The sequence below is a fragment of the Pseudomonas sp. B5(2017) genome (assembly GCF_002112825.1).
Lineage (GTDB): Bacteria > Pseudomonadota > Gammaproteobacteria > Pseudomonadales > Pseudomonadaceae > Aquipseudomonas > Aquipseudomonas putida_Z.
Genome location: NZ_NEIR01000001.1, coordinates 250,631 through 270,960, shown reverse-complemented (window position 1 = coordinate 270,960; position 20,330 = coordinate 250,631). Strand labels below are relative to the sequence as shown.

The 20,330-nt window shown below is 64.8% G+C and carries 21 protein-coding genes; 11 read left to right on the top strand and 10 right to left on the bottom strand.

Annotation, left to right across the window (positions count from 1 at the left end; translation table 11 throughout):
* The first annotated feature begins 237 nt into the window (after window positions 1-237).
* The 5 genes from CAG00_RS01330 (at window position 238) to CAG00_RS01310 (ending at window position 4,933) form a co-directional block, all read left to right on the top strand.
* Complete coding sequence (locus tag CAG00_RS01330) at window positions 238-1,161, top strand: LysR family transcriptional regulator (protein ID WP_085663254.1); 924 nt, start codon at window positions 238-240, stop codon at window positions 1,159-1,161.
* A gap of 86 nt (window positions 1,162-1,247) precedes the next feature.
* The gene (locus tag CAG00_RS01325; protein ID WP_085663253.1) at window positions 1,248-2,045 is read left to right on the top strand and encodes an SDR family NAD(P)-dependent oxidoreductase; all 798 of its coding nucleotides are present in this window, start codon (window positions 1,248-1,250) and stop codon (window positions 2,043-2,045) included.
* 217 nt (window positions 2,046-2,262) lie between these two features.
* Window positions 2,263-3,249: a zinc-binding dehydrogenase gene (locus CAG00_RS01320; protein WP_085663252.1), complete on the top strand. Its 987-nt coding sequence runs from the start codon at window positions 2,263-2,265 to the stop codon at window positions 3,247-3,249.
* Window positions 3,250-3,356: 107 nt separating this feature from the next.
* Window positions 3,357-3,899, top strand: coding sequence for a WYL domain-containing protein (locus tag CAG00_RS01315; RefSeq protein ID WP_085619236.1), 543 nt, complete (start codon window positions 3,357-3,359; stop codon window positions 3,897-3,899).
* A gap of 98 nt (window positions 3,900-3,997) precedes the next feature.
* Entirely contained in the window at window positions 3,998-4,933 is a 936-nt protein-coding gene (locus tag CAG00_RS01310; protein WP_025338590.1) for a cyclase family protein, read from the top strand.
* A 139-nt stretch (window positions 4,934-5,072) separates the two neighbouring features.
* Here CAG00_RS01310 and CAG00_RS01305 read toward each other — a convergent pair whose 3' ends face one another.
* Genes CAG00_RS01305 through CAG00_RS01295 form a run of 3 tightly spaced genes read right to left on the bottom strand, consistent with a single transcriptional unit; the run spans window position 5,073 to window position 7,382 of the window.
* Window positions 5,073-5,849 (bottom strand): SDR family oxidoreductase, encoded by a 777-nt coding sequence (locus CAG00_RS01305; protein ID WP_085663251.1) that lies wholly within the window; start codon window positions 5,847-5,849, stop codon window positions 5,073-5,075.
* Between the two features lie 33 nt (window positions 5,850-5,882).
* Window positions 5,883-6,197 carry an NIPSNAP family protein gene (locus CAG00_RS01300; RefSeq protein WP_013972037.1) on the bottom strand — a complete coding sequence of 105 codons (315 nt, stop codon included), beginning with the start codon at window positions 6,195-6,197 and terminating at the stop codon, window positions 5,883-5,885.
* A gap of 21 nt (window positions 6,198-6,218) precedes the next feature.
* Window positions 6,219-7,382 carry an iron-containing alcohol dehydrogenase gene (locus CAG00_RS01295; protein WP_085663250.1) on the bottom strand — a complete coding sequence of 388 codons (1,164 nt, stop codon included), beginning with the start codon at window positions 7,380-7,382 and terminating at the stop codon, window positions 6,219-6,221.
* A gap of 266 nt (window positions 7,383-7,648) precedes the next feature.
* Here CAG00_RS01295 and CAG00_RS01290 point away from each other — a divergent pair, with 266 nt between their 5' ends.
* Window positions 7,649-8,953 (top strand): MFS transporter, encoded by a 1,305-nt coding sequence (locus tag CAG00_RS01290; protein WP_075044788.1) that lies wholly within the window; start codon window positions 7,649-7,651, stop codon window positions 8,951-8,953.
* A gap of 472 nt (window positions 8,954-9,425) precedes the next feature.
* Here CAG00_RS01290 and CAG00_RS01280 read toward each other — a convergent pair whose 3' ends face one another.
* The 3 genes from CAG00_RS01280 to CAG00_RS01270 form a co-directional block, all read right to left on the bottom strand.
* Window positions 9,426-10,346 carry a LysR family transcriptional regulator gene (locus tag CAG00_RS01280; RefSeq protein WP_085663248.1) on the bottom strand — a complete coding sequence of 307 codons (921 nt, stop codon included), beginning with the start codon at window positions 10,344-10,346 and terminating at the stop codon, window positions 9,426-9,428.
* 111 nt (window positions 10,347-10,457) lie between these two features.
* A complete protein-coding gene (locus CAG00_RS01275) occupies window positions 10,458-11,180 on the bottom strand; it encodes a hypothetical protein (protein ID WP_085663247.1) in 723 nt (240 codons plus the stop codon).
* Window positions 11,181-11,258: 78 nt separating this feature from the next.
* Entirely contained in the window at window positions 11,259-11,561 is a 303-nt protein-coding gene (locus CAG00_RS01270) for a DUF3077 domain-containing protein (protein WP_025338583.1), read from the bottom strand.
* Window positions 11,562-11,758: 197 nt separating this feature from the next.
* On the opposite strand from CAG00_RS01270, the gene CAG00_RS01265 reads away from it, so the two are divergent.
* A complete protein-coding gene (locus CAG00_RS01265) occupies window positions 11,759-12,382 on the top strand; it encodes a glutathione S-transferase family protein (RefSeq protein WP_015269931.1) in 624 nt (207 codons plus the stop codon).
* A 153-nt stretch (window positions 12,383-12,535) separates the two neighbouring features.
* Here the strand turns inward: CAG00_RS01265 and CAG00_RS01260 are convergent, their stop codons facing one another.
* Window positions 12,536-13,711 carry an MFS transporter gene (locus tag CAG00_RS01260; RefSeq protein WP_085663246.1) on the bottom strand — a complete coding sequence of 392 codons (1,176 nt, stop codon included), beginning with the start codon at window positions 13,709-13,711 and terminating at the stop codon, window positions 12,536-12,538.
* 94 nt (window positions 13,712-13,805) lie between these two features.
* On the opposite strand from CAG00_RS01260, the gene CAG00_RS01255 reads away from it, so the two are divergent.
* The 3 genes from CAG00_RS01255 to CAG00_RS01245 all read left to right on the top strand — a co-directional run bounded on the left by CAG00_RS01255 (window position 13,806) and on the right by CAG00_RS01245 (window position 16,558).
* Window positions 13,806-14,720, top strand: a complete 915-nt coding sequence (locus CAG00_RS01255; protein WP_085663245.1) for a LysR substrate-binding domain-containing protein — start codon at window positions 13,806-13,808, stop codon at window positions 14,718-14,720.
* Window positions 14,721-14,932: 212 nt separating this feature from the next.
* The gene (locus CAG00_RS01250) at window positions 14,933-15,424 is read left to right on the top strand and encodes a DUF1543 domain-containing protein (RefSeq protein ID WP_085663244.1); all 492 of its coding nucleotides are present in this window, start codon (window positions 14,933-14,935) and stop codon (window positions 15,422-15,424) included.
* 84 nt (window positions 15,425-15,508) lie between these two features.
* On the top strand, window positions 15,509-16,558 hold the full coding sequence (locus CAG00_RS01245) for a 5'-nucleotidase (RefSeq protein WP_085592344.1): 1,050 nt from the start codon (window positions 15,509-15,511) through the stop codon (window positions 16,556-16,558).
* A 182-nt stretch (window positions 16,559-16,740) separates the two neighbouring features.
* Here the strand turns inward: CAG00_RS01245 and CAG00_RS01240 are convergent, their stop codons facing one another.
* Entirely contained in the window at window positions 16,741-17,382 is a 642-nt protein-coding gene (locus CAG00_RS01240; RefSeq protein WP_085663243.1) for an HD domain-containing protein, read from the bottom strand.
* A 130-nt stretch (window positions 17,383-17,512) separates the two neighbouring features.
* Between CAG00_RS01240 and CAG00_RS01235 the strand changes: the two genes are divergently transcribed.
* On the top strand, window positions 17,513-18,484 hold the full coding sequence (locus CAG00_RS01235) for a GlxA family transcriptional regulator (protein WP_085663242.1): 972 nt from the start codon (window positions 17,513-17,515) through the stop codon (window positions 18,482-18,484).
* Window positions 18,485-18,564: 80 nt separating this feature from the next.
* Here the strand turns inward: CAG00_RS01235 and CAG00_RS28755 are convergent, their stop codons facing one another.
* Both CAG00_RS28755 and CAG00_RS01230 read right to left on the bottom strand, forming a co-directional pair.
* Window positions 18,565-18,726 (bottom strand): hypothetical protein, encoded by a 162-nt coding sequence (locus tag CAG00_RS28755; protein WP_024086757.1) that lies wholly within the window; start codon window positions 18,724-18,726, stop codon window positions 18,565-18,567.
* A 172-nt stretch (window positions 18,727-18,898) separates the two neighbouring features.
* The gene (locus tag CAG00_RS01230) at window positions 18,899-20,092 is read right to left on the bottom strand and encodes an ATP-binding protein (RefSeq protein ID WP_085663241.1); all 1,194 of its coding nucleotides are present in this window, start codon (window positions 20,090-20,092) and stop codon (window positions 18,899-18,901) included.
* Between the last annotated feature and the right edge of the window lie 238 nt (window positions 20,093-20,330).

Here is a 20,330-nt window from a genome sequence, read left to right as displayed (position 1 = left end):
CCAGCCTGCGCGGTCAGTTGTGGGAGCGGCCTTGTGTCGCGAAAGGGCTGCAAGGCAGCCCCAGGGGTTCAGCGCAAAGACGTATATTGCTGGGGCTGCTTTGCAGCCCTTTCGCGACACAAGGCCGCTCCCACAATTGACCGCGTTCATCAACCCGACGAAGTGAACGCATGGCACGCTGGCAAGATCGAGACCGCCCAAGTCATAATTATTAATAGTTAAGTCCCAGGAGGTCTCATGCAAGATCTACGTCAGTTGCGCTACTTCGTAGCCGTCGCCGAATGCGAGAACGTCGGCCGGGCCGCCGAGCAGCTGCATATTTCCCAATCCCCCCTCAGCCGGCAGATCGCCCAGCTGGAGGACAACCTTGGCCTGGCGCTGTTCGAACGGCGCAACCAGCGCCTGTACCTGACCAGGGACGGGCGCACCTTCCTGGCCGAAGCGCGCGGCCTGCTCAAGCATGCCGAGCGCCTGGAATCGCTGGGCAAGCGCCTGGGCCGTGGCGAGGAAGGCGGGCTGTGCATCGGTTACGTCAACCACGCCATCCACGCCGGCGTGTTGCCGGGCGCGGTGCGGGCCATTCGTGGCGAGCGCCCGAACATTCATATTGCGCTGTACAACATGACCCCCAACGAACAGTTCGAAGGCCTGCGTCAGCGCAGCCTGGACATTGCCCTGGTTTGCGAGCCGCCGCCAAAGAATGACCCCGACCTGCGCGGCCAGCCGGTACTGGACGACCCATTGCTGCTGGCCATCCCGGCCGCGCACCCGCTGGCCAGCAAGGCCGAACTGACCCCCGCCGACCTGCACGAACAGGACTGGATCATCACCGGTGGGCAGCCCGACCAGGGCCACAAGCGTGACGATTTCATCGCCCGCTGTGGCGATGCCGGCTTCACCCCGCGCCTGTCGCTGGAGGCCAACGACCCGCTGAGCGCGCTCGGCCTGGTGTCCGCCGGCCTGGGCCTGGCCATGGTGCAAAGCAGCCTGTCGGCCAGCGCCGGGCCTACCGTGGTGCTGCGCCAGCTGGACTGGTTCCAGCCCAGCGAGCAGTTGTGGGCGGTCTGGCACCAGGTCGACTTGCGGCCGATCGTGGGCATTTTCCGCGAGCGGGTGCTGGCATTGGCCGAGCAAGGGATTGATAAGTCCAGGCAGGTCTGAACTCAGTCTAATTACGTCTTTTACAGTCTTACTGCGCTTCACTAGGATGGCTCCTATCGATGCAACTCACCCACAGGAGCCATTCCATGAACATCGACCTCGGCGGACGCACCGCCATCATCAGCGGCTCGACCGGCGGTATTGGTCTGGCTATCGCCCGCGGCCTGGCCCGCGCCAACGCTGACGTAGTCATTGCCGGCCGCAGCCAGAAGTCGCTGGATGCCGCCCTGGCCGAACTGCGCGAGCAAGGCGGCCATGGGCAGATCCACGGCGTGGTTGCCGACCTGGGCACCGCCGCCGGTGCCGAAACCCTGTTCGCCGCCCACCCACGGGCCGATATCCTGGTCAACAACCTGGGCATCTACGACGACGTCGACTTCTTCGACGTGGCCGACAGCGAGTGGACGCGCTTCTACGACACCAACGTGCTGAGCGGCGTGCGCCTGGCCCGCCACTATGCCCCGGGCATGGTCGAGAAAGGTTGGGGGCGGATCCTGTTCATCTCTTCGGAATCGGGCATCGCCATCCCTGCCGACATGATCAACTACGGCGTCACCAAGGCTGCCAACCTGGCGGTATCGCATGGCCTGGCCAAGCGCCTGGCCGGCACCGGGGTAACCGTGAACGCAGTGCTGCCCGGCCCGACCCTGACCGACGGCGTGGCCGCGCTGGTGGCTGATGCAGCCCAGGCGTCCGGGCGCAGCATTCGTGAAGAAGCCGACAACTTCGTGCGTACTGCTCGGCCGAGCTCGATCATCCAACGCGCCGCCGATGTCGACGAAGTCGCCCACCTGGCGGTGTACCTCGCCTCCCCATACTCGTCCGCCACCACCGGTGCAGCGCTGCGGGTCGATGGTGGTGTAGTCGACAGCCTGGCTATCTGAGTTCAACCTGGGGGCTGCTTTGCAGCCCATCGCGACACAAGGCCGCTCCTACAAGGAAACGCGTTCTCCTGCAGGAGTGGCCTTGTGTCGCGATGAGCCGCAAAGCGGCCCCAGACTTTTGCCCTGAAATCAAAACACCTTGCCCTCACTGCAGCTGTTTCCCCCGCCCGATCCCCGCTAGCCTGCCGCCCACACCCGTCTCGAAAGGACCCGTACCATGCCAACCGATCATCAAGCCTGGGCCTGGACCCCGAACGCCGGCCTCGACGGCCTGCAACTGCTGCGTAAACCCCTGCCACAACCCGGCCCCGGTGAGGTGCTGGTGGCCAACCGCGCCATTGCCCTCAACCCGGTGGATTGGAAAATCTGCGAGTGGGGCCACCCTGCCTGGCAGCAAGGCACGGTCCCGGGCGTGGATGGCGCCGGTGTGGTAGTCGCCGTTGGCGCAGGCGTCGACATGCCTTTGGGCAGCCGCGTTGCCTACCACCAATCGCTGGCGCGTGACGGCAGCTTTGCCGAGCACTGCCTGCTGGATGCCAGCCTGGTGATGCATATCCCCAGTGCGCTCGGCGACACCGCCGCGGCCGCCGTGCCCTGCCCCGCCCTGACCGCCTGGCAGGCCCTGGCCAAGGTGCCCGAAGGTGCCAGCTGCGACGTGCTGGTGATCGGCGCCGGTGGCGCGGTGGGCTTCTACCTCGCGCAACTGGCCGCGCAACGAGGCCTGCGCGTGTGGGCCAGTGCCGGCCAACGCCATCACGCCACGCTCAAGGCCCTTGGTGTGAGTGGGGTGTTCGACTACCACGACGCCGACTGGCAGGACCAACTGCAGGCCGCCCTGGGCGAGCGCCCGCTGCATGCCCTGTTCGACACCGTCAGCGGCGCCCATGCCGGTAGCCTTGCCCACCTGCTCGGCTACAACGGCCACCTGGTGTGCATCCAGGACCGCCAGGAAACCGCGCCAACGCCCGCCTTCGGCACGGCGATCTCGCTGCATGAAGTGGCGCTCAACAGCATTCATGCCCATGGCCGGTTGGCAGATCGTCAAGCCCTGCGCGTGGCCGGTGAACGCCTGCTGCAGGCCGTCGCCGATGGCAGCCTGATCGCGCCACAGCGCCGCGAGTTCGCCTTCTCGGCACTGCCACAAGCTCTGCGGCAGCTGAAAGAGGGCCAAGGCGCAGGCAAATGGGTGACGCGCCTCGACTGAACGCCGTGTGCGAGAACTTGGATCCCATTCTACGACAAGGTATGCTGGGCAATAGCTAAACGCCACTGCTCAGGCAGGCCTCGTGCCTGCCTTCAAGGACGAGCCCTTTGCCCAGCCACCCTACCCGTCACACCATCGCCCGCCAATGGCAGCTGCTCAAGCTGCTGCCCGGCCGCCACCCGGGGATGAGTTCCACCCAGTTGCAGGCCGCCCTGACAACCGTGGGCCATATCACCAGCAAACGCACCGTCGAACGCGACCTGGTCGAACTCGCGGCGCTGTTCCCGCTGCAGTGCAACAGCAAAGGCATGCCCTACGGCTGGTACTGGCAACCGGGCCTGAACCTGGGTGAGGCGCAGCAGCTGCAGCCCGATGCGCTCATACCCCCGGACCAGGTTGAATTGCACGCCTGGGTCGATGATGCGCTGGCCCGGCGCCTGGAAGCGGCGCCCCTGTCGGCAGATATGCAACTGACGCTGCAAGCGGACGGCGGCGCCACCCTGGTAGCCACCGTCGACGACAACCGTGCGCTGATGGGCTGGCTGCTGTCCCAAGCCGGCTCGATCCGCGTGCAGGCGCCACAGGCACTGCGCCAGGCCATGCTCGAGCAGTTGCGCCAGAGCCTGGCGCTGCACGAGGGTGGTTGTTGACCGGCAAGCAAAAGTCATTGTCCCCCGGGCCGCTTTTTCCCATAGCTGGCCCTGCGCAGAATCTGCTCCTGACAACGCCTCACTATCAGGAGTACCCGATGAAACGCTTCAAGCCCCTGCTGCTCGCCGTCGCCCTGGCGACCACTGCCCAGGCCACCCTGGCCGCCGACTGGCAGACCTCGCCCTACGGCAAACAGGATGAAATCGGCGCCGCCAACCTGCTCACCCCCGAAGTGGTCAAGCAGGCGGTCGGCCTGGTCAAGACCGGCAAGACCTACCCGCTGGCCGTACCGGTGAGCAAAGACCTGCCGGCCTTCCGCCACCGCAGCTTCCACCTGTACAACATCCAGCCTGGCGAACAGGCCGGCCAGACCCTGGGCCGCAACAAGTTCAGCTTCAACGATGAACTGGTCAACGGCTGGACCGGCGTCGGCACCCAGCTCAACGGCATCGGCCACATCGGTATCGACAACGTCTACTACAACGGCAACAAGGCTGCCGATTTCGTCACGGTCGAAGGCGTGACCAAGCTGGGCGTGGAAAAAGTACCGCCAATGGTCACCCGTGGCGTGGTGCTGGACATGACCGCTCACTACGGCAAGGCCATCGTGCCGGGCGGCACCTCGTTCACCGTCGACGACATCAAGGCCGTGCTCAAGAAAGAAGGCATTACCCTGCGCAAGGGTGACGTGGTGCTGTTCAACACCGGCTGGCTGGAACTGATCGGCAAGGACAACCAGCAGTTCCTCGCCACCGAACCGGGCATCGACCTGCCGGCGGCCGAGTGGCTGGCTGACCAGGGCATTGTCGCCTTTGGTGGCGATACCTGGGCTTCGGAGGTGTACCCGAACCCGACCGGTGAAGAATTCCCGGTCAACCAGTTCATGCTGGCCAAGCGCGGCATCTACAACCTGGAGCTGATCGACACCCGCGCGCTGGTGAAGGACAAGGCGTTCGAGTTCCTGTTCGTGCTGGGCCAGCCCCTGTACAAGGGCTCGACCCAGGTGAACATCAACCCCGTGGCGATTCACTGATCGCCGCGCCTGAGGGCTGACACGGTACCTGTGGGAGCGGGTTCACCCGCGAAGAAAGCGACACGGTGCATGGCACCGGCTTCGCCGGTGTTCGCGGGTGAACCCGCTCCCACAGGGGGCCTGCGTTCAGTCAGGCGACTCAGAAGGTACCGGGGAACGCCCCACCATCGATCAACAGGTTCTGCCCGGTGATGTACCCGGCATGCGCACTGCACAGGAACGCGCAGTAAGCGCCGAACTCGCCGGCACTGCCAAAGCGCGCCGCCGGGATGGCCTTGCGTCGCGACTGGGCGGTGGCTTCCACATCGCCACCTGCCGCCTTCAAGGTCTTCCGCAGGCGCGCCGTGTCGAACGCCCCAGGCAGCAGGTTATTCAGCGTCACGTTGCTGCCCGCCAGGCGCTGCTGACGGGCCAGGCCGGCGATGAAGCCGGTCAGGCCACTGCGCGCACCATTGGACAAGCCAAGAATATCGATCGGCGCCTTCACCGCACCGGAGGTGATGTTCACCACCCGGCCGAACCCGCGCTCGGCCATGCCATCGACCACCGCCTTGATCAGCTCGATGGGGGTAAGCATGTTGGCGTCCAGTGCCTTCAGCCAGTCCTCGCGGCCCCAGTCGCGGAAGTCGCCCGGGGGCGGGCCACCGGCATTGTTGACCAGGATATCCACCTGCGGGCAGGCTGCCAGCAGCGCCTGGCGCACCTCGGCGTCGGCGACATCACCGGCCACGGTGCGCACCTCGATGCCCGGGCAAGCCGCGCGCAACTCGGCGGCGGTCTGCTCCAGGGTGGCCTGGGTACGGGCATTGATGACCAGGTTGACGCCTTCTTTGCCCAGCGCCTCGGCGCAGCCTTTGCCCAGGCCCTGGCTGGCCGCGCAGACGATGGCCCAGCGGCCGGTAATGCCTAGATCCATTGGGTTGCTCCTTGATGCAATGCAGTTACAGGGTCACTGGATCGGCGAAAACGCGGCAGGCATCAACAGCTTCGATTCCATCCGCACCAGCATCGGGAAGGCCACGGGGATGAAGCGCTCCAGCCAGTCCGCATCGCGGTACAGGGCGGCGCGGCGCTCGATGCGGTCGTCAAGGCTCTCGTAGGCCCAGATGTGCACCACCTGGTTCAGTTCGCCAATCTCGGTGTACCACCAGCCCACCAGCTTGGCGTAGCGCGAGATCACCGGCAAGCCTTCCTTTTCGAAGTGCTCCAGGTATTGCTTCATCTTGCCGATGTGCAGGGTGTAGGTACGCATTTCATAGAACATGGTCGTGGTTCCGTAAAAGGTTCAGAGGTTGCCGTGGTAGGCGTCGGTGATCAGGCGCTCGACATCGCGCGCGGTGGTCAGGCGTGGGTTGACCAGCACGTTGCCGCTGCGCATCGAGTCGCTGACCATCTGCGGCAGGAACTCCAGGTCCACGCCCAGTTCACGGATGGTCGCGGGAATGCCGATGGCCTGGTTCAGGGCCACCACCGCATCCACCGTGCGTGCCGCGGCCTGCTCCACGCTGAGCCCGGTCACATCGGCGCCCAGGGCAATGGCGATGTCGCGGAAGCGCTCCGGGCAGGCCGGCAGGTTGAACTTGATCACGTAAGGCAGCAGGGCGGCGTTGGCGATGCCATGGGGGATGTTGAACACCCCGCCGAAGGTGTGGGAAATGGCATGCACGTTGCCCAGCTTGGATTGCGAGAACGCCACCCCTGCCAGAAACGAGCCCAGCAGCATCTGCTCGCGGGCCGCCATGTCGGTGCCGACGAAGTAGGTTTTTTCCAGGCTGCCGGCAATCATGCGGATGGCCTGCAGGGCCATGGCCTGGCTGATCGGGTTGGCCTGGCGCGACACATACGACTCGATGGCGTGGGTCAGGGCATCCATGCCGGTGGCGGCGGTGATGGCCGCAGGCAGCTTCAGGGTCAGTGCCGGGTCGAGGATGGCCAGGCGCGGGAACAGCCGCGGGCTGACGATCACCGTCTTGAACAGCGTGCGCTTGTTGGTGAACACGGTCGACGCCGTGCATTCGCTGCCGGTACCGGAGGTGGTCGGGATGGCGAAGATCGGCAGCGGCGGCTGGGTCAGTTTGTCGTAGCCCTCGTAGTCGAGGATGTTGCCAGGGTTGGTGGCCATCGCCGCCACGCCCTTGGCGGTGTCGATGCTGCTGCCGCCGCCCACGCCGATCACGGCGGTGCAGTTGCGCTCTTTCAGCAGCGCCACGGCAGCGTCGAGCACGTCGGTGCTGGGGTTGGCTTCAACGGCGCAGAACAGCTGGTAGTCGATGCCCGCCTGCTCCAGCGAGGCGAAGAAGCCGGCCAGGATGCCAGCGTCGATCAGGCCCTGGTCGGTGACTACCAGCAGGGTGCCGTCCACGTACGGCTTGAGCAGCGCACCGGCCTGGTCGGCCAGGCCCGCGCCACATTTGGCAATGGTGGGGAAATGGAACTGGAATTGGCTCATGAGGGGTCCTCAGGCAACTGCGTTGTTCTTGTTGTGCCCGTCGTGACGCTGGCGGGCCGTGCCGGGGCAATCTAGAGCGCGGGCCAGGGCCGCCGATAATGAAAAGAGCTGATCCGCCAATAACCACTGCTTATCCCCTGCCTGGGTAATAAGCAGGCGTTATTGGCGGATCAGCTCTTTTCATTACCTGCACTGCCGGCAGCGCTCCAACAATCGGCCTGCGTAGTTGCTACGCCTCCCGATAATCACAACAACGAGCTCCTGCGATGAAGACCATCCCCTCCCCGGCCGACCTGGCGCTGCCCGCTGCGGCCCCGATGACCACGGTGCGCTGGCGCATCTTCCTGATCCTGTTGCTGCTGACCGCAATCAACTACATCGACCGCGCCTCGCTGTCGGTGGCGCTGCCGCTGATCGCCCCCGAATTCAACCTGACGCCGGCCATGGAAGGGCTGATGCTCAGTGCGTTCTTCTGGTCCTATGCCTTGATGCAGATCCCTGGCGGCATGCTGCTGGACCGCTTCCACACCCGCGGCATCATTGGCGCGGCAACTGTGGCCTGGGGCCTGTTCCAGGCACTGGGCGCGGCCTCGCACAACTGGCTGGTACTGCTGCTGACGCGTATCGGCCTGGGCGTGGCCGAGTCGCCGATCATGCCCGCCGGGGCCAAGCTCAATGGCGCCTGGCTGACGCCTAACGAACGTGGCCGTGGCGCGGTGCTGGTGGATGGCGGCGCGCCGCTGGGCAGCGCCCTGGGGGCGATCCTGATTTCCGGGCTGATTGCCTGGCTGGGTTCGTGGCGGTTGGCCTTCGTGGTGGCCGGGGTCGGCACCGTATTGGCCGGCATCCTGGCGTGGAAGTACATCCGCAACCACCCCAGCGAGCACCCGGGGGTGAACGAGGCCGAGCTGCGCCACATCACCGAAGGCAACGCCAGCGCCCATGCCGCGGCAGCCAAGGCCAGGCTGCCGCTGCGCGAGCTGCTCAAGGACCGTTCGATCTTTGCCATGTTCGCCGGCTACAGCTGCATCCTGGCAGTGTTCTACGGCCTGCTGACCTGGATGCCGAGCTACCTGCACAAAGCCCATGGCCTGAACATTTCGGCCATGGGCGGGGCGACCTTCCTGATCTTCATGTGCGGGTTTGTCGGCGAACTGATCGGCGGCTGGATCGGTGACCGCTGGCGGGCCAGCGGTGCCTCGCCGAACCTGGTGATGCGCACCATGTTCAGCGGTTCGGCGCTGGTGGCGGCGCTGTGCATCCTGGCGGCAGCCTATGTGGGCGAGACCGTCGCGGTGATCAGCCTGCTGTGCGTGGCGATGTTCTTCATCCGTTGGTGCGGGATGTACTGGTGCCTGCCGGCGATCATCGGCGGGCCGTCGCGCACCGGCGTGCTGGGTGGCACCATGAACTTCTGCGGCAACATGGCCGGAGTGCTGGTGCCGATCGTGATCGGGCTGATCGTGCAGTTCACCGGGGATTACTTCTTTGCGCTGATCTTCTTTGTGGTGGCTGCGGTGTTGATTGCGGTGTTTTCCAGCTTGATCGATTACCGCGAGCGGCAGTTCTGAGACCTAGATTGCGAGATCCCTGCATGGCTTCAGCCGCGAACACCGGCAGAGCCGGTGCCATCCACCAGTCGCCTGCTTCGCGGGCTTGCCCGCTCCCACAGGTACGGCGCAGGCTTCGGGCTCACGCTGTACCTGTGGGAGCGGCCGTGGCCGCGAACACCGGCGTAGCCGGTGCCATCCACCGCGTCGCCTGCTTCGCGGGTGAACCCGCTCCCACAGGGACGGCGCAGGCTTTCGGACTCACGCTGTACCTGTGGGAGCGGCCGTGGCCGCGAACACCGGCGCAGCCGGTGCCATCCACCGCGTCGCCTGCTTCGCGGGCATGCCCGCTCCCACAGTGACGGCGCAGGCTTCGGGCTCACGCTGTACCTGTGGGAGCGGCCGTGGCCGCGAACACCGGCGCAGCCGGTGCCATCCACCGCGTCGTCTTCTTCGCGGGTAAACCCGCTCCCATAGGGGGCCGCAACAGGGCTCAACCGGCCGTAAGCTCCTCCACCAGCAACCGCGCCGCCGGCGACAGCGGCGCTGCTACCCGGTGCACGATCCCGAACGGCTCGCTCAGTGCCCGCAGCTGCACTGCCAGCGACACCAGCAACCCGCGCTGCTCGGCAAACGCCGCCACGGCGCTGGGGATCACCGCCACCAGCGTCGGGTCGTCTTCCAGCAGCATGAAGGTGGCGAAGGTGGAGAAGGTTTCCAGCGGGTAGCGTGGCACCTCCACCCCCGCCTCGCTCAACTCACGCTCCAGCGCCTGGCGCATGGGCATGTTGGCCGGGTAGACGATCCAGCGATACTGGCTCAGGTCGCCAACTTCCAGCGCCGCCGCACCGGCCAGCGGGTGCTGAGGGTGCGCGACCACCGCCAGCGGCTCCTGGGCCAGTTCGACAAAGGCGTAGTCCGCCGCGTTGCGGCCCAGCCCTGGCCGGCAGATGGCCAGGTCCAGGCGCCCTTCATCAAGCTGGGCCAGCAGGTTTGCACTGGTGTTCTCGGCGATCTCCACCGCCAGTTGCGGCTGCTTGCGGCGCAACCGCCCGAGGGCACCGACCAGGGTCGGCATGGCACCCATGATGCTACCCACTGCCAGCCGCCCACCCTGGCCCTGGACGATGCCCAGCACCTCCTCGCGCAAATGCCCCAGGTCACTGTGAATCAATCGCGCATATCGCACCACGCAACGGCCTACGTCATTGGCCACCAGGCCGCTGGGCAGGCGCTGGAACAACGGCACACCCAGCACCTCTTCCACCTCGCGCAAGGCCTTGGTGGCCCCGGGCTGGGAAATCGCCATGGCCTCCGCCGCCTTGTGCAGGGAGCCGCAACGGTCCAGTTCGATGAGCAGGCGTAACTGGCGCAGGCGCAGGCGGGAAAAAATGGAGTCCAGCGAGGGGATCATCGGGCAGGCTCGGCATGGGTCTTGTAATGCCGAGCACTATAGAGGGTTGTCAACGCGCGATTGTTGAGTTTGCGGCAAATGTCCTTTGCCCTGAAGACACACCCGGCAAGCTCACACCACGCGGCGACGCGACAGCCAGGCATACCCCAGACCCAGCACGCTGGCCGCCAATACGCCCAGCAGCACCATCAGCTCGCGGCTGTAACGGGCCACCCAGGCCGGGAAACCGATGACCTCGCGGTAAACCTGTATGTCAGCCTTGCCATCGGCGTGACTGATGCTGACCCCGCCCTGGCGGATCTGTGAGTAGTCCGCATCGAAATACACCCATACCTTGCACGCGCCACCCGGCTCGATGACGGGGATGTCCGCTTGCATGGTGGAGGTTTCCAGGATGGTGTCATTGCCAGCTGCATCGCGCACCTGTACCAGGCCTTTCGCCGGCAGGCGGATTTTCACCTGGCGCACCTGCGCATCACCGCTGTTGCGCAGCTCGATGAGCAGACCGGTACGGTGGTCGACCAGCCCGGCCTCGAAGGGCTTGGCGAACAGCTGGGCATACGGCGCCTGGGCCATTTCGATCAGCCGCTCGACCTGATCGTGGCTCAGCCCGCTCTCGCTGATTGAATTGATACGCCCCTGCAACTGCTCGTACTTGAGCTGCTCGCTGGCTTTGGTGATGCGTTCGCTGAACTGGCTGGGATAGGTGAGGTAGGCATAGGTCAGCGATGCCTCCAGGCGCGGGTTGCCCCTGAGCAACCCATAGGCGGCCAACAGGACCATCAGGCCAAGCAGCACGGCTACGAGGAGTTTCCCCACCTTGTCCCAGCTCAATGCGAACTTCCTTCTGTCGTGATACAGAGATTCAAACTGGCCAAGGGTGCCAAGTTCATGGTCCCCAGGCAAGCCTGACTAAGGCTCCTGCTCGCCTCCCCGAGCCTGGCGCAACTGCTGCAACTGGCCGTCGATCAGCGCCTTGGCCATGCCTGCCAGGTAATACGTGGCCTGCATCATCGCCTTGCGGTCACCGGGCCGGTCGATGGCCTTGCGGGTGAGTTCGGTAATGCAGCCCATGATGCTCGAGGCCTCCATCAGCGCCGTACGCATTGGCAGCTGCGCGTTCATCTGCACCAGTTCGGCGCCGCCGTTGCCAAAACGGCCCGCTGCACGCACTACATTGAGGTTGCTGCTTTCTTTCGGAGTGTCTTTGTCCATGTCCATTCCTCGGGGTTACGAGCGTGCCGAGACTAGGGCGCTGCCTGCCCCGCCACAATAACCTTGGGGGTGGAAAGGCTTACTTTCGGAAATGGACTACAAGGAACCTACAAAGGGGATGCTCCACCACCACTCAGGCTCTTGACCGGCAACCGGCAGTGACGGACGATCAATCTCCCCCCACAAGGATGAACACCATGCTACGGATACTGGGCAGAGCCTCCTCCATCAATGTACGAAAAGTCCTGTGGGCCTGCGCCGAGTTCGAGGTCGCGTTCGAGCGCGAAGACTGGGGGGCGGGCTTCAAGCCCACGGACAGCGCCGAGTTCCTTGCGTTGAACCCCAACGCCATGATCCCGGTGATCCAGGATGGTGACTTCACCCTGTGGGAGTCCAACAGCATCATCCGCTACCTGGCCACGCGCTATGGCGCCACCGCGTTCTACCCGGGCGAGGCGCAGGCGCGGGCCAGGATCGACCAGTGGATCGACTGGCAGGCCTCGGACCTCAACCGTTCCTGGAGCTACGCGTTCATGTCGCTGGTCAGGCACTCGCCCGCCCACCAGGACCCACAGGCCCTGGCCGCCGGCTGCGCGGACTGGGCGCGCTACATGCACATTCTCGACCGCCAGCTGGCAAGCACCGGTGCCTATGTGGCCGGCAGCCAGTTCACCTTGGCCGACATCCCCATTGGCCTGTCGGTCAACCGCTGGTTCGAAACGCCGTTCGAGCACCCGCACCTGCCGGCCGTGCGCGATTATTACGAGCGGCTGAGCGAGCGCCCGGCCTATCACCTGCATGGCCGTAACGGTACGCCGTGATGGCAACAGATTGACGACCGGGGCAAGACCGTGGGGCTGCTTTGCAGCCCATCGCGACACAAGGCCGCTCCCACAAGTACTGCCAGCGCCTTCCCTGTGGGAGCGGCCTTGCGTCGCGAAAGGGGCGCAAAGCGCCCCCAGGATCTCAAGCCCTTACACCGCTGCCCGATCCCCCAATGCCACCGCCCGCCCACGCCAGGCAAACATCAATACCATCACCAACCCAACCGCCGCCATCGCCGCCCCCGCCAGGGAAACCGCCGAATACCCCAGCCCGGCATTGATCACCGCCCCACCCAGCGCCGCACCAATCGCGTTACCCAGGTTGAACGCCCCGATGTTCACCGCCGACGCCAGGTTGGGCGCATCCTTGGCCGCCTCCATCACCCGCATCTGCAGCGGCGGCACCAGGGCAAAGCTGGCAGCGCCCCATACCAGGATCGCCAGCGCAGTCGGCAGCGGCCAGTCCATCACCAGCGGGAACACCAGCAACACCGCAATCAGCACGGCCAGCGACAGCATCAGGGTACGGTCGATCGAGCGGTCCGCCGCCTTGCCACCCCACACGTTGCCCAAGGTCAGGCCGACACCGAACAACACCAGCATGGCCGTGACGAAGGTGGTGGACGCTGCCGCCTCGCTCTGCAGGATCGGCGCGATGTAGGTGAATACCGTGAACATCGCACTGGAGCCCACCACGGTCAGCAGCAGTGCCGCCAGCACCGGCCCGCGGCCCAGCACGCGGATTTCGGCCATGGCCCCGCCACCCTTGGGCGACGGCACATTGGGCAGCGCGTACCAGAGGGTGGTCATTGCCACCAGCCCGAGCCCGGCGATGCCCCAGAATGCCGTGCGCCAGCCCAGCATTTCACCGAACCAGGTCGCCAGCGGCACTCCGCCGATGGTGGCCAGGGTCAACCCCATGAACATGGCGGCCACGGCCCCGGCGCGCTTCTCGGGCGGCACCACGCTGGCCGCGACGATAGAGCCGATGCCGAAGAACGCACCGTGGTTCAGCGAGGTGACCACACGGGCGACCAGCAGGCTGGCATAGTCGCTGGCCAGGGCCGACATCAGGTTGCCGAGGGTGAAGATGGCCAACAACCCGATCAGCAGGTAACGCCGCGGGATCTTCACCGTGGCCAGGGTCATCAGCGGTGCACCGATAAGCACACCGATCGCATAGGCACTGACCAACAGCCCGGCTGCGGGGATGGAGACGCCAAGGTCGGTGGCGATGCTGGGCAACATGCCCATGGGGGCAAACTCGGTGACCCCGATGCCGAAGGCACCGATGGCGAGTGCGACAAGAGGTGGATTGATACGCATGGCAAGCTCCTTATCTGTGCTGCAAATGCTACGATCCGAAGGCGAGCCGCACTAGACTGCATTTTTGCGAACCACCTTTGCTGAAGAGGCACAAATGGACTTCAGTGGAAGATCCGGAGAGATGGAAATATTTGCCAAGGTGGCCCACGAGGGCAGCCTGTCCGCAGCCGCTCGGGCGCTGGGCCTGACGCCTTCGGCGGTGAGCCGCATCCTCGCGCGCACCGAACAGCGCCTGGGCACCCGCCTGCTGCTGCGCACCACCCGGGCGATCACCCTCACGCCCGAAGGCGAAGCGTACCTGCGTGGTGCACGGCGGGTGCTGGCCGACATGCTCGAAGTGGAAGAGGCCATCACCGACCAGGGCGTGCCACGCGGGCGCTTGCGGGTCAGCGCAGCACTGGGCCATGGCCGCTTGACCGTGGTGCCGTTGCTGGCGGCGTTCAGCGCGCGCTACCCGCAGGTGCTGGTCGACCTTACCCTCAGCGACGAAGTGGCCGACATTCTTGGCGGCCAGGCCGACGTGGCGCTGCGCTTCGGCCACCTGCCGGACAGTTCGTTGAGCGCCCGCGCCATTGGCGAAACCGGCCAGGTGATCGTCGCCTCGCCCGAGTACCTGGCGCGCTGCGGTACGCCGCTTGTGCCGGAAGACCTGGCCCGGCACAACTGCCTGCGCTTCAACTTCCGCCGCGCCGCGCCCGACTGGCCGTTCCGCCGCGACGGGCAGGCATTTTCATTGAAGGTGACGGGCAGTATCGAATGCAGCAGCGGCGAGGCCTTGGCGCAGTTGGCCAGGCTCGGCGCCGGCGTGGCGCGCATCGGTACCTTTACCGTGGCCGACGACCTGGCCAACGGGCAGCTGGTGCCGTTGCTGGAGGCGTACAACCCGGGTGATCGCGAGCCGATCCATGCGGTGTTCGTCGGCGGCCCGGCGATGCCGGCGCGGGTGCGGGTGTTCGTGGATTTTCTGGTGGAGCAACTGTCAGGCCGGAGCTGTTGCGCAGAGAACTGAATTCGCAAACGGTACGCGTACCCTGTGGGAGCGGCTTTAGCCGCGAAGAATCCAACACAGTGCCTGGCACCGGCTGCGCCGGTGTTCGCGGCTAAAGCCGCTCCCACAGGGGCCCTGCTAATTCAATGAGTCCTGTGCAGTTCCATGAAAGCGGCATCCGCTTCTGGCAGTACAATGCCGCACTTTTACATCCACCATGCAAAGGACCGCCCATGCTTTACGTCGTCATGCTCGGAGGCCGCCACCCCGGCGCCAAGATCGAAGTTCACGATGTGGTGTTCGCCATGGCCGACACCTTCGAACAGGCCTACCCGCAGTTGCGCCAGGCCTGGTTCGGCAGCCCGAAAGGTTTGCACATCGATTCGTGGCTGGAAGTGCATGGCGTCGACGGCCAGCGCATCGAACTGCGCCCGCACGCCCCCGCCCCCGGTGCCCTGCGCCTGTACTTCATCAACCTCGGTGGTTATGAACGCGCAGTGTTCGGCGAGGCCCACCGCTACCTGCTGGTCACCGCCCACAGCAAGACCGAGGCCAAGGCCCTGGGCAAGCAACGCATGCAGGCGGGCTGGCTGAAGCCGCATACCGATGCCTTGCTGGATGTAGACGACTGCCTGGCGATCGACCAGGTGGCAGGGCAGTTCGTGCACCTGGTCGAAGGGGCGCATGAGCCGCTGATGGTGCGTAGCGACTACATCCTCATCTGATGCCGATAGCGCCTGTTGGTACTGAGGGCTTTCGTCACAGCGCACGGGTACACTTGCCTTCAGCTCACGCTCAGGAGTTGCTTCATGCCCTACCCCATCGAACAGAAACTGGTCATCGGCGTTGCTTCGAGTGCGCTGTTCGACCTCACCGTCTCGGACGACATCTACCAGACCCAGGGCGTCGAGGCTTACCGCCAGCACCAGCAGCAGAACCTGGACGAACCCTTCCCCAAGGGCGTGGCGTTCCCGTTCATTCGCCGCTTCCTGAGCATCAACCAGGCCTTCCCCGAGCAGCTGCCGGTGGAGGTGGTGCTGCTGTCGCGCAACTCGCCGGAAACCGGCCTGCGGGTGTTTCGCTCGATCAGCCACTACCAGCTGGACATCACCCGCGCGGCGTTCATGTCGGGCCGCTCGCCCTACGAGTACATCCCGGCGTTCAATGCCTCGCTGTTTCTCAGCGCCAACGAGGAAGATGTGCAGAAAGCCATCGACGCCAACTACCCAGCCGGGCGGGTGCTGCCGACACGCATCTACGATGACGAGATCGACACCGAACTGCGGGTAGCCTTCGACTTTGACGGGGTGATTGCCGATGACGAGGCCGAGCGCGTGTACAAGCGCGACGACAACCTGGACGAGTTTCAGGAGCATGAACGCGTGCGCAAGGGCATCCCGCATTCGCCGGGGCCGCTGGCGGACCTGTACCGCAAGCTTTCGCTGATTCGCATGCTCGAAGACCGCAAGTTGGCCGAGGACCCGGCGTACAAGCGCATCTTGCGGATTGCCATCGTGACGGCGCGCAATGCCCCTTCGCACGAGCGGGTGGTGACGACGTTGAAGGATTGGGGCGTATCGCCGGACGAGTGCTTCTTTCTGGGCGGGATGGAAAAACCCAGGGTGCTGTCGATACTGAAGCCGCATGTGTTCTTTGATGACCAGCGCAGCCATTTGCAATCGCCGGCGGGGGATTTGCCGATGGTGCATGTGCCGTTCGGGGTGGCGAATCGCGAGCGTTCGGTGGCAGACTCTGCGCTCGACGTGCCCCACAGGTACAGCGTTGCTCCCGAGGTTGTCGCTGAACCTGTGGGAGCGGCCTTGTGTCGCGAAAGGGCCGCAAAGCGGCCCCAGGATTGATGCGCAACAGTTGAAATTGCTGGGGCTGCTCTGCAGCCCTTTCGCGACACAAGGCCGCTCCCACAGGGGTTCGCGCCAACTTTTAGAATGTGAGCAAGACAACTGCTCCCACTTCGATCGCACCGGTTTGATGTAATGCGCAATACCTGCGCAACGCCAGTGCCATCCTCCGCCCGCTTTACTCAGCTCGCCCAGCAGGACTGCCGAATGACGCTGCAGAAATTCCCAGGCCGGAATGCAGGCTCCTTGTCCGCGATCACATCCGCCTTCACGTTGCCAAACGTGGTCTGCAGCTTGTGCCGAATCCCGTCATAAAACGCCTGGATGATCGCCTCCTTGAACCGCTCCCCACGCGGGTGCGCCTGGACCACGGCGTCCCGCGCGGCAATCCCCAGCCCTTCGTGGTGCAACCCCAGCACATCAGTCTCTACCCCCGCCGTGACCAGGGCGATCAGCGGGTGCATGTGCTCTGGAATGCCCGGCGTGGTATGCAGCGCGATCGCCGTCCACACACGCTCGACATCGCGCTCGTCCACACCGTGGCGCTGGAGGAAATCGCGCGCCGCATTGGCACCGTCCACCTCGAAGCGGCAGCAATCGCTGCTGTGCTGATGGGTCAGGCCCATGTCATGGAACATGCAGCCTGCGTACAACAGTTCACTGTCGTAGCGCAGTCCCAGCCGCTGCCCGGCAAGGGCCGCGAAGTAGAACACCCGGCTGGAGTGGTGGAACAGCAAAGGGGAAGCCGTGTCACGGACGAGCTCGGTGATTTCCCGAGCCATGGCGCTGGCGGGCACCTGGATACCAGCGATAGATGAGTACATGGTCGCTCCTGGGTGGGTTGATGACGAGCCCAGTCTGCTGCTGTGAGCCAATGTCCTCAATTGACTTGTAGCGCCAGATACTGCCATTGTCGGCGGATTACGGACTTGCGGCGCAACGCCCGGAGCCACCATGCCCTCTGCCCCCATCACGGTCGCCATCCTGGCCATGCCCGGCGTACAACTGCTGGATGCCTGCGGCCCGCTCGATGTGTTCGCCGAAGCCAACCGCCAGGCCGGCCGTGACGCCTATCGCCTGCTGTTGCTGGCTTGCGAACCGGGGCCGCTGGTGAGCTCTTCCGGTACGCGCCTGGTCGCCGACGGCTGGATCGGCGAAGACCTGGAAGCCATCGACACCTTGCTGGTCGCCGGCACGCCGCAGGCTGCCGAGCAGTACCTGCGCCCCGGCATTCTCGACTGGCTGCGACAACGCGCGGGCGCTTGCCGGCGTTACGGCTCGGTGTGCACGGGGGCGTTTGCCCTGGCGGCTGCCGGGTTGCTGGATGACCGGCGTGTGACCACCCATTGGGCCGTGGCGCAGCCGCTGGCCGAGCGTTATCCGCGGGTGCAGGTGGATGCCGACGCCATTCAGGTGCATGACGGCAACCTGCGTACCGCTGCGGGGGTAACGGCCGGGCTGGACCTGGCGCTGGCCCTGGTGGAAGAAGACCTGGGGCGGCATATTGCCAAGCAAGTTGCCGGGCACCTGGTGATGTACTTCAAGCGGCCTGGCGGGCAGCTGCAGTTCAGCCGGCAAGGTGGGACATCACCGGTTGGGCGTTCGGCATTGCAGGGGTTGCAGCGTTACGTGGCCGCCAACCCTGCACTGGACCACGGGGTTGCCAGCCTGGCTGCGCGGGTTGGGCTGAGCCCGAGGCATTTTGCACGGGTGTTTCAGGGTGATGTGGGCATGACCCCGGCCGCGTGGGTGGAGCTGGCGCGGGTGAATGCTGCGCGGGCGCGGCTGGAGGCTGGGCGAGAGGCACCGAAGCAGGTGGCGGCGCTGTGCGGGTTTGCCAATGCGGATACGTTGCGGCGGGCGTTCGTGAAGCATGTGGGGGTGACGCCGGCGGAGTATCGCAAGCGGTTTGGGCGGTCGGGGTGAGCTGAACCGAGGTGTGTGCGCTCGCGCCGGGTACGCTTTAGCGTCCCGGCCGAGGCTGTGCGCTCCGTCGCAAGGTCAGCTTAGCGAGGGCCACCGCCCTGATGACCGCCAAAGCCACCGCCGCCACCGTGGCCACCACCATGACCACCGCCACCACCCGGCGGCATGAACATCCAGCAGCCTGACAAGGCCGATACCAGCGCCGCAACCAGGGCTGCGCGGAAAAGGTGTTTCGACTTCATTTGAACGCTCCACAAGGCTAGATCTGCTGCCTGCCATTGCCAGGTTCGGCAGCGCGCGGATTCTAGAGCGGCAGCGTGATGGCCCGGGGAAACTTTGCATATCTTTACAGTCGTACTGGCAATCAGGGAGGACCGTTGCCTGTGATTGCGGCTTGCATGCCTGTAAAGCAGGCTAGCCCATCCGCCAATCATCGCCCGGCATGATACGCCGCATGAACTCATCGAAGAGCGGCACCGTGAACGCCGTATCACCGTGGTTCGGGCTGTAGATCATCCCTTTCTCGATCAATGCACTGCGCAGCGGTGCAAGCGTGGAAACCTTACGCGCCAGGCTGGCCGCGATATCACCAGAACGATGAGGGCCGGCCCCCAGATCCGCCATGCCACGCAGGTACTTCTTTTCCGCAAGCGTCAGGCGGTCAAAGCGCACCCGGAAGAAGCTCTCATCCAGTGTGGCAATCGCCTGCTCTGAAGCAGTTTCGACATCAGCGCTGGTGATGGGGCTCTGCGTGGCTACATCCCATGAATGCTTGCCCCACTCCTGCAGGAAATAGGGATGGCCCTGTGAATGTGCCAGCACACTTCCCAGCGCCGCCTCTTCGAATTCCACGCCTTCATCTTCTGCAGGCCGTACTACCGCAAACCTTGCGGCCTCAGGAGCAAGCGGGCCGATCTCAGGGAAATCGAACAGTCGCTCCGCATAGGATTTCGCGTTACCACAACGCCCCCGCAATTGAGGCAGGCCAGCCCCAACCAGCGTGACAGGTAGCTGGCCCTGGGCACAGCGATGCAAGGCTGTAATCAACGCGGCCAACTGATCTTCGGCAACGTACTGCAACTCGTCGATGAACATCACCAGCGCCGTGTCGGCGCGCTGTGCGGCCTTGCCGGCCTCCTCCAGCAAGGTCGCCAGGTCGCCTTCCAGGTCACCGTTATCAGCCAAGCCAGGTTCTGGCTCCAGGTCCAGGCCTACTTCTATGTCCGCGTAGGCAACCTTCAACGACTTCGCAAAACCGGCAAGGGCTCGCAACCCCCGTTGAGCCAGGTCCCGAGCCGCTTCCACCCGGCTCAGGCGAAGCAGCGCCAGGCGCAATTGAGGCGCCAACAGTGCGGGTAGCGAACGGTTTTCCGGCGCCTCCATGCGTATGGCATGAACACCCTCGGCCTCGGCTTCAATGCGCATTTTTTCGAGCAGTACAGTCTTGCCCACGCCGCGCAAGCCGACCATCAGCACGCTCTTCGCCGCTCGGCCCCGGCGAATGCGGGCGATTGCGATGCTTACCTGCTTGAGCAATGCGTCGCGACCAGCCAATGCCGGCGGCGGCGCGCCTGCTCCCGGGGAATAGGGATTAGCGATCGGGTCCATGACTTATACCGAGTTTAGGGATGTTATCGAATTTAGATAACTTAACTAATTTCACTTGATTCGGCAATGTCAGCAAAAGCGAGCCCCTGTGCACAGCACTTTCCTTGAGACCCGACGGTGTTGCCGCTAGCACTTCCGGGCTGTTGCTGGGCACCTTTCACAACCAGTAGCGACAGTGAACCTTTGTGGCAGCAGTGGCTCAGTTGTGCAAAGCGCGCTTACCACTCCGACAAGGGAT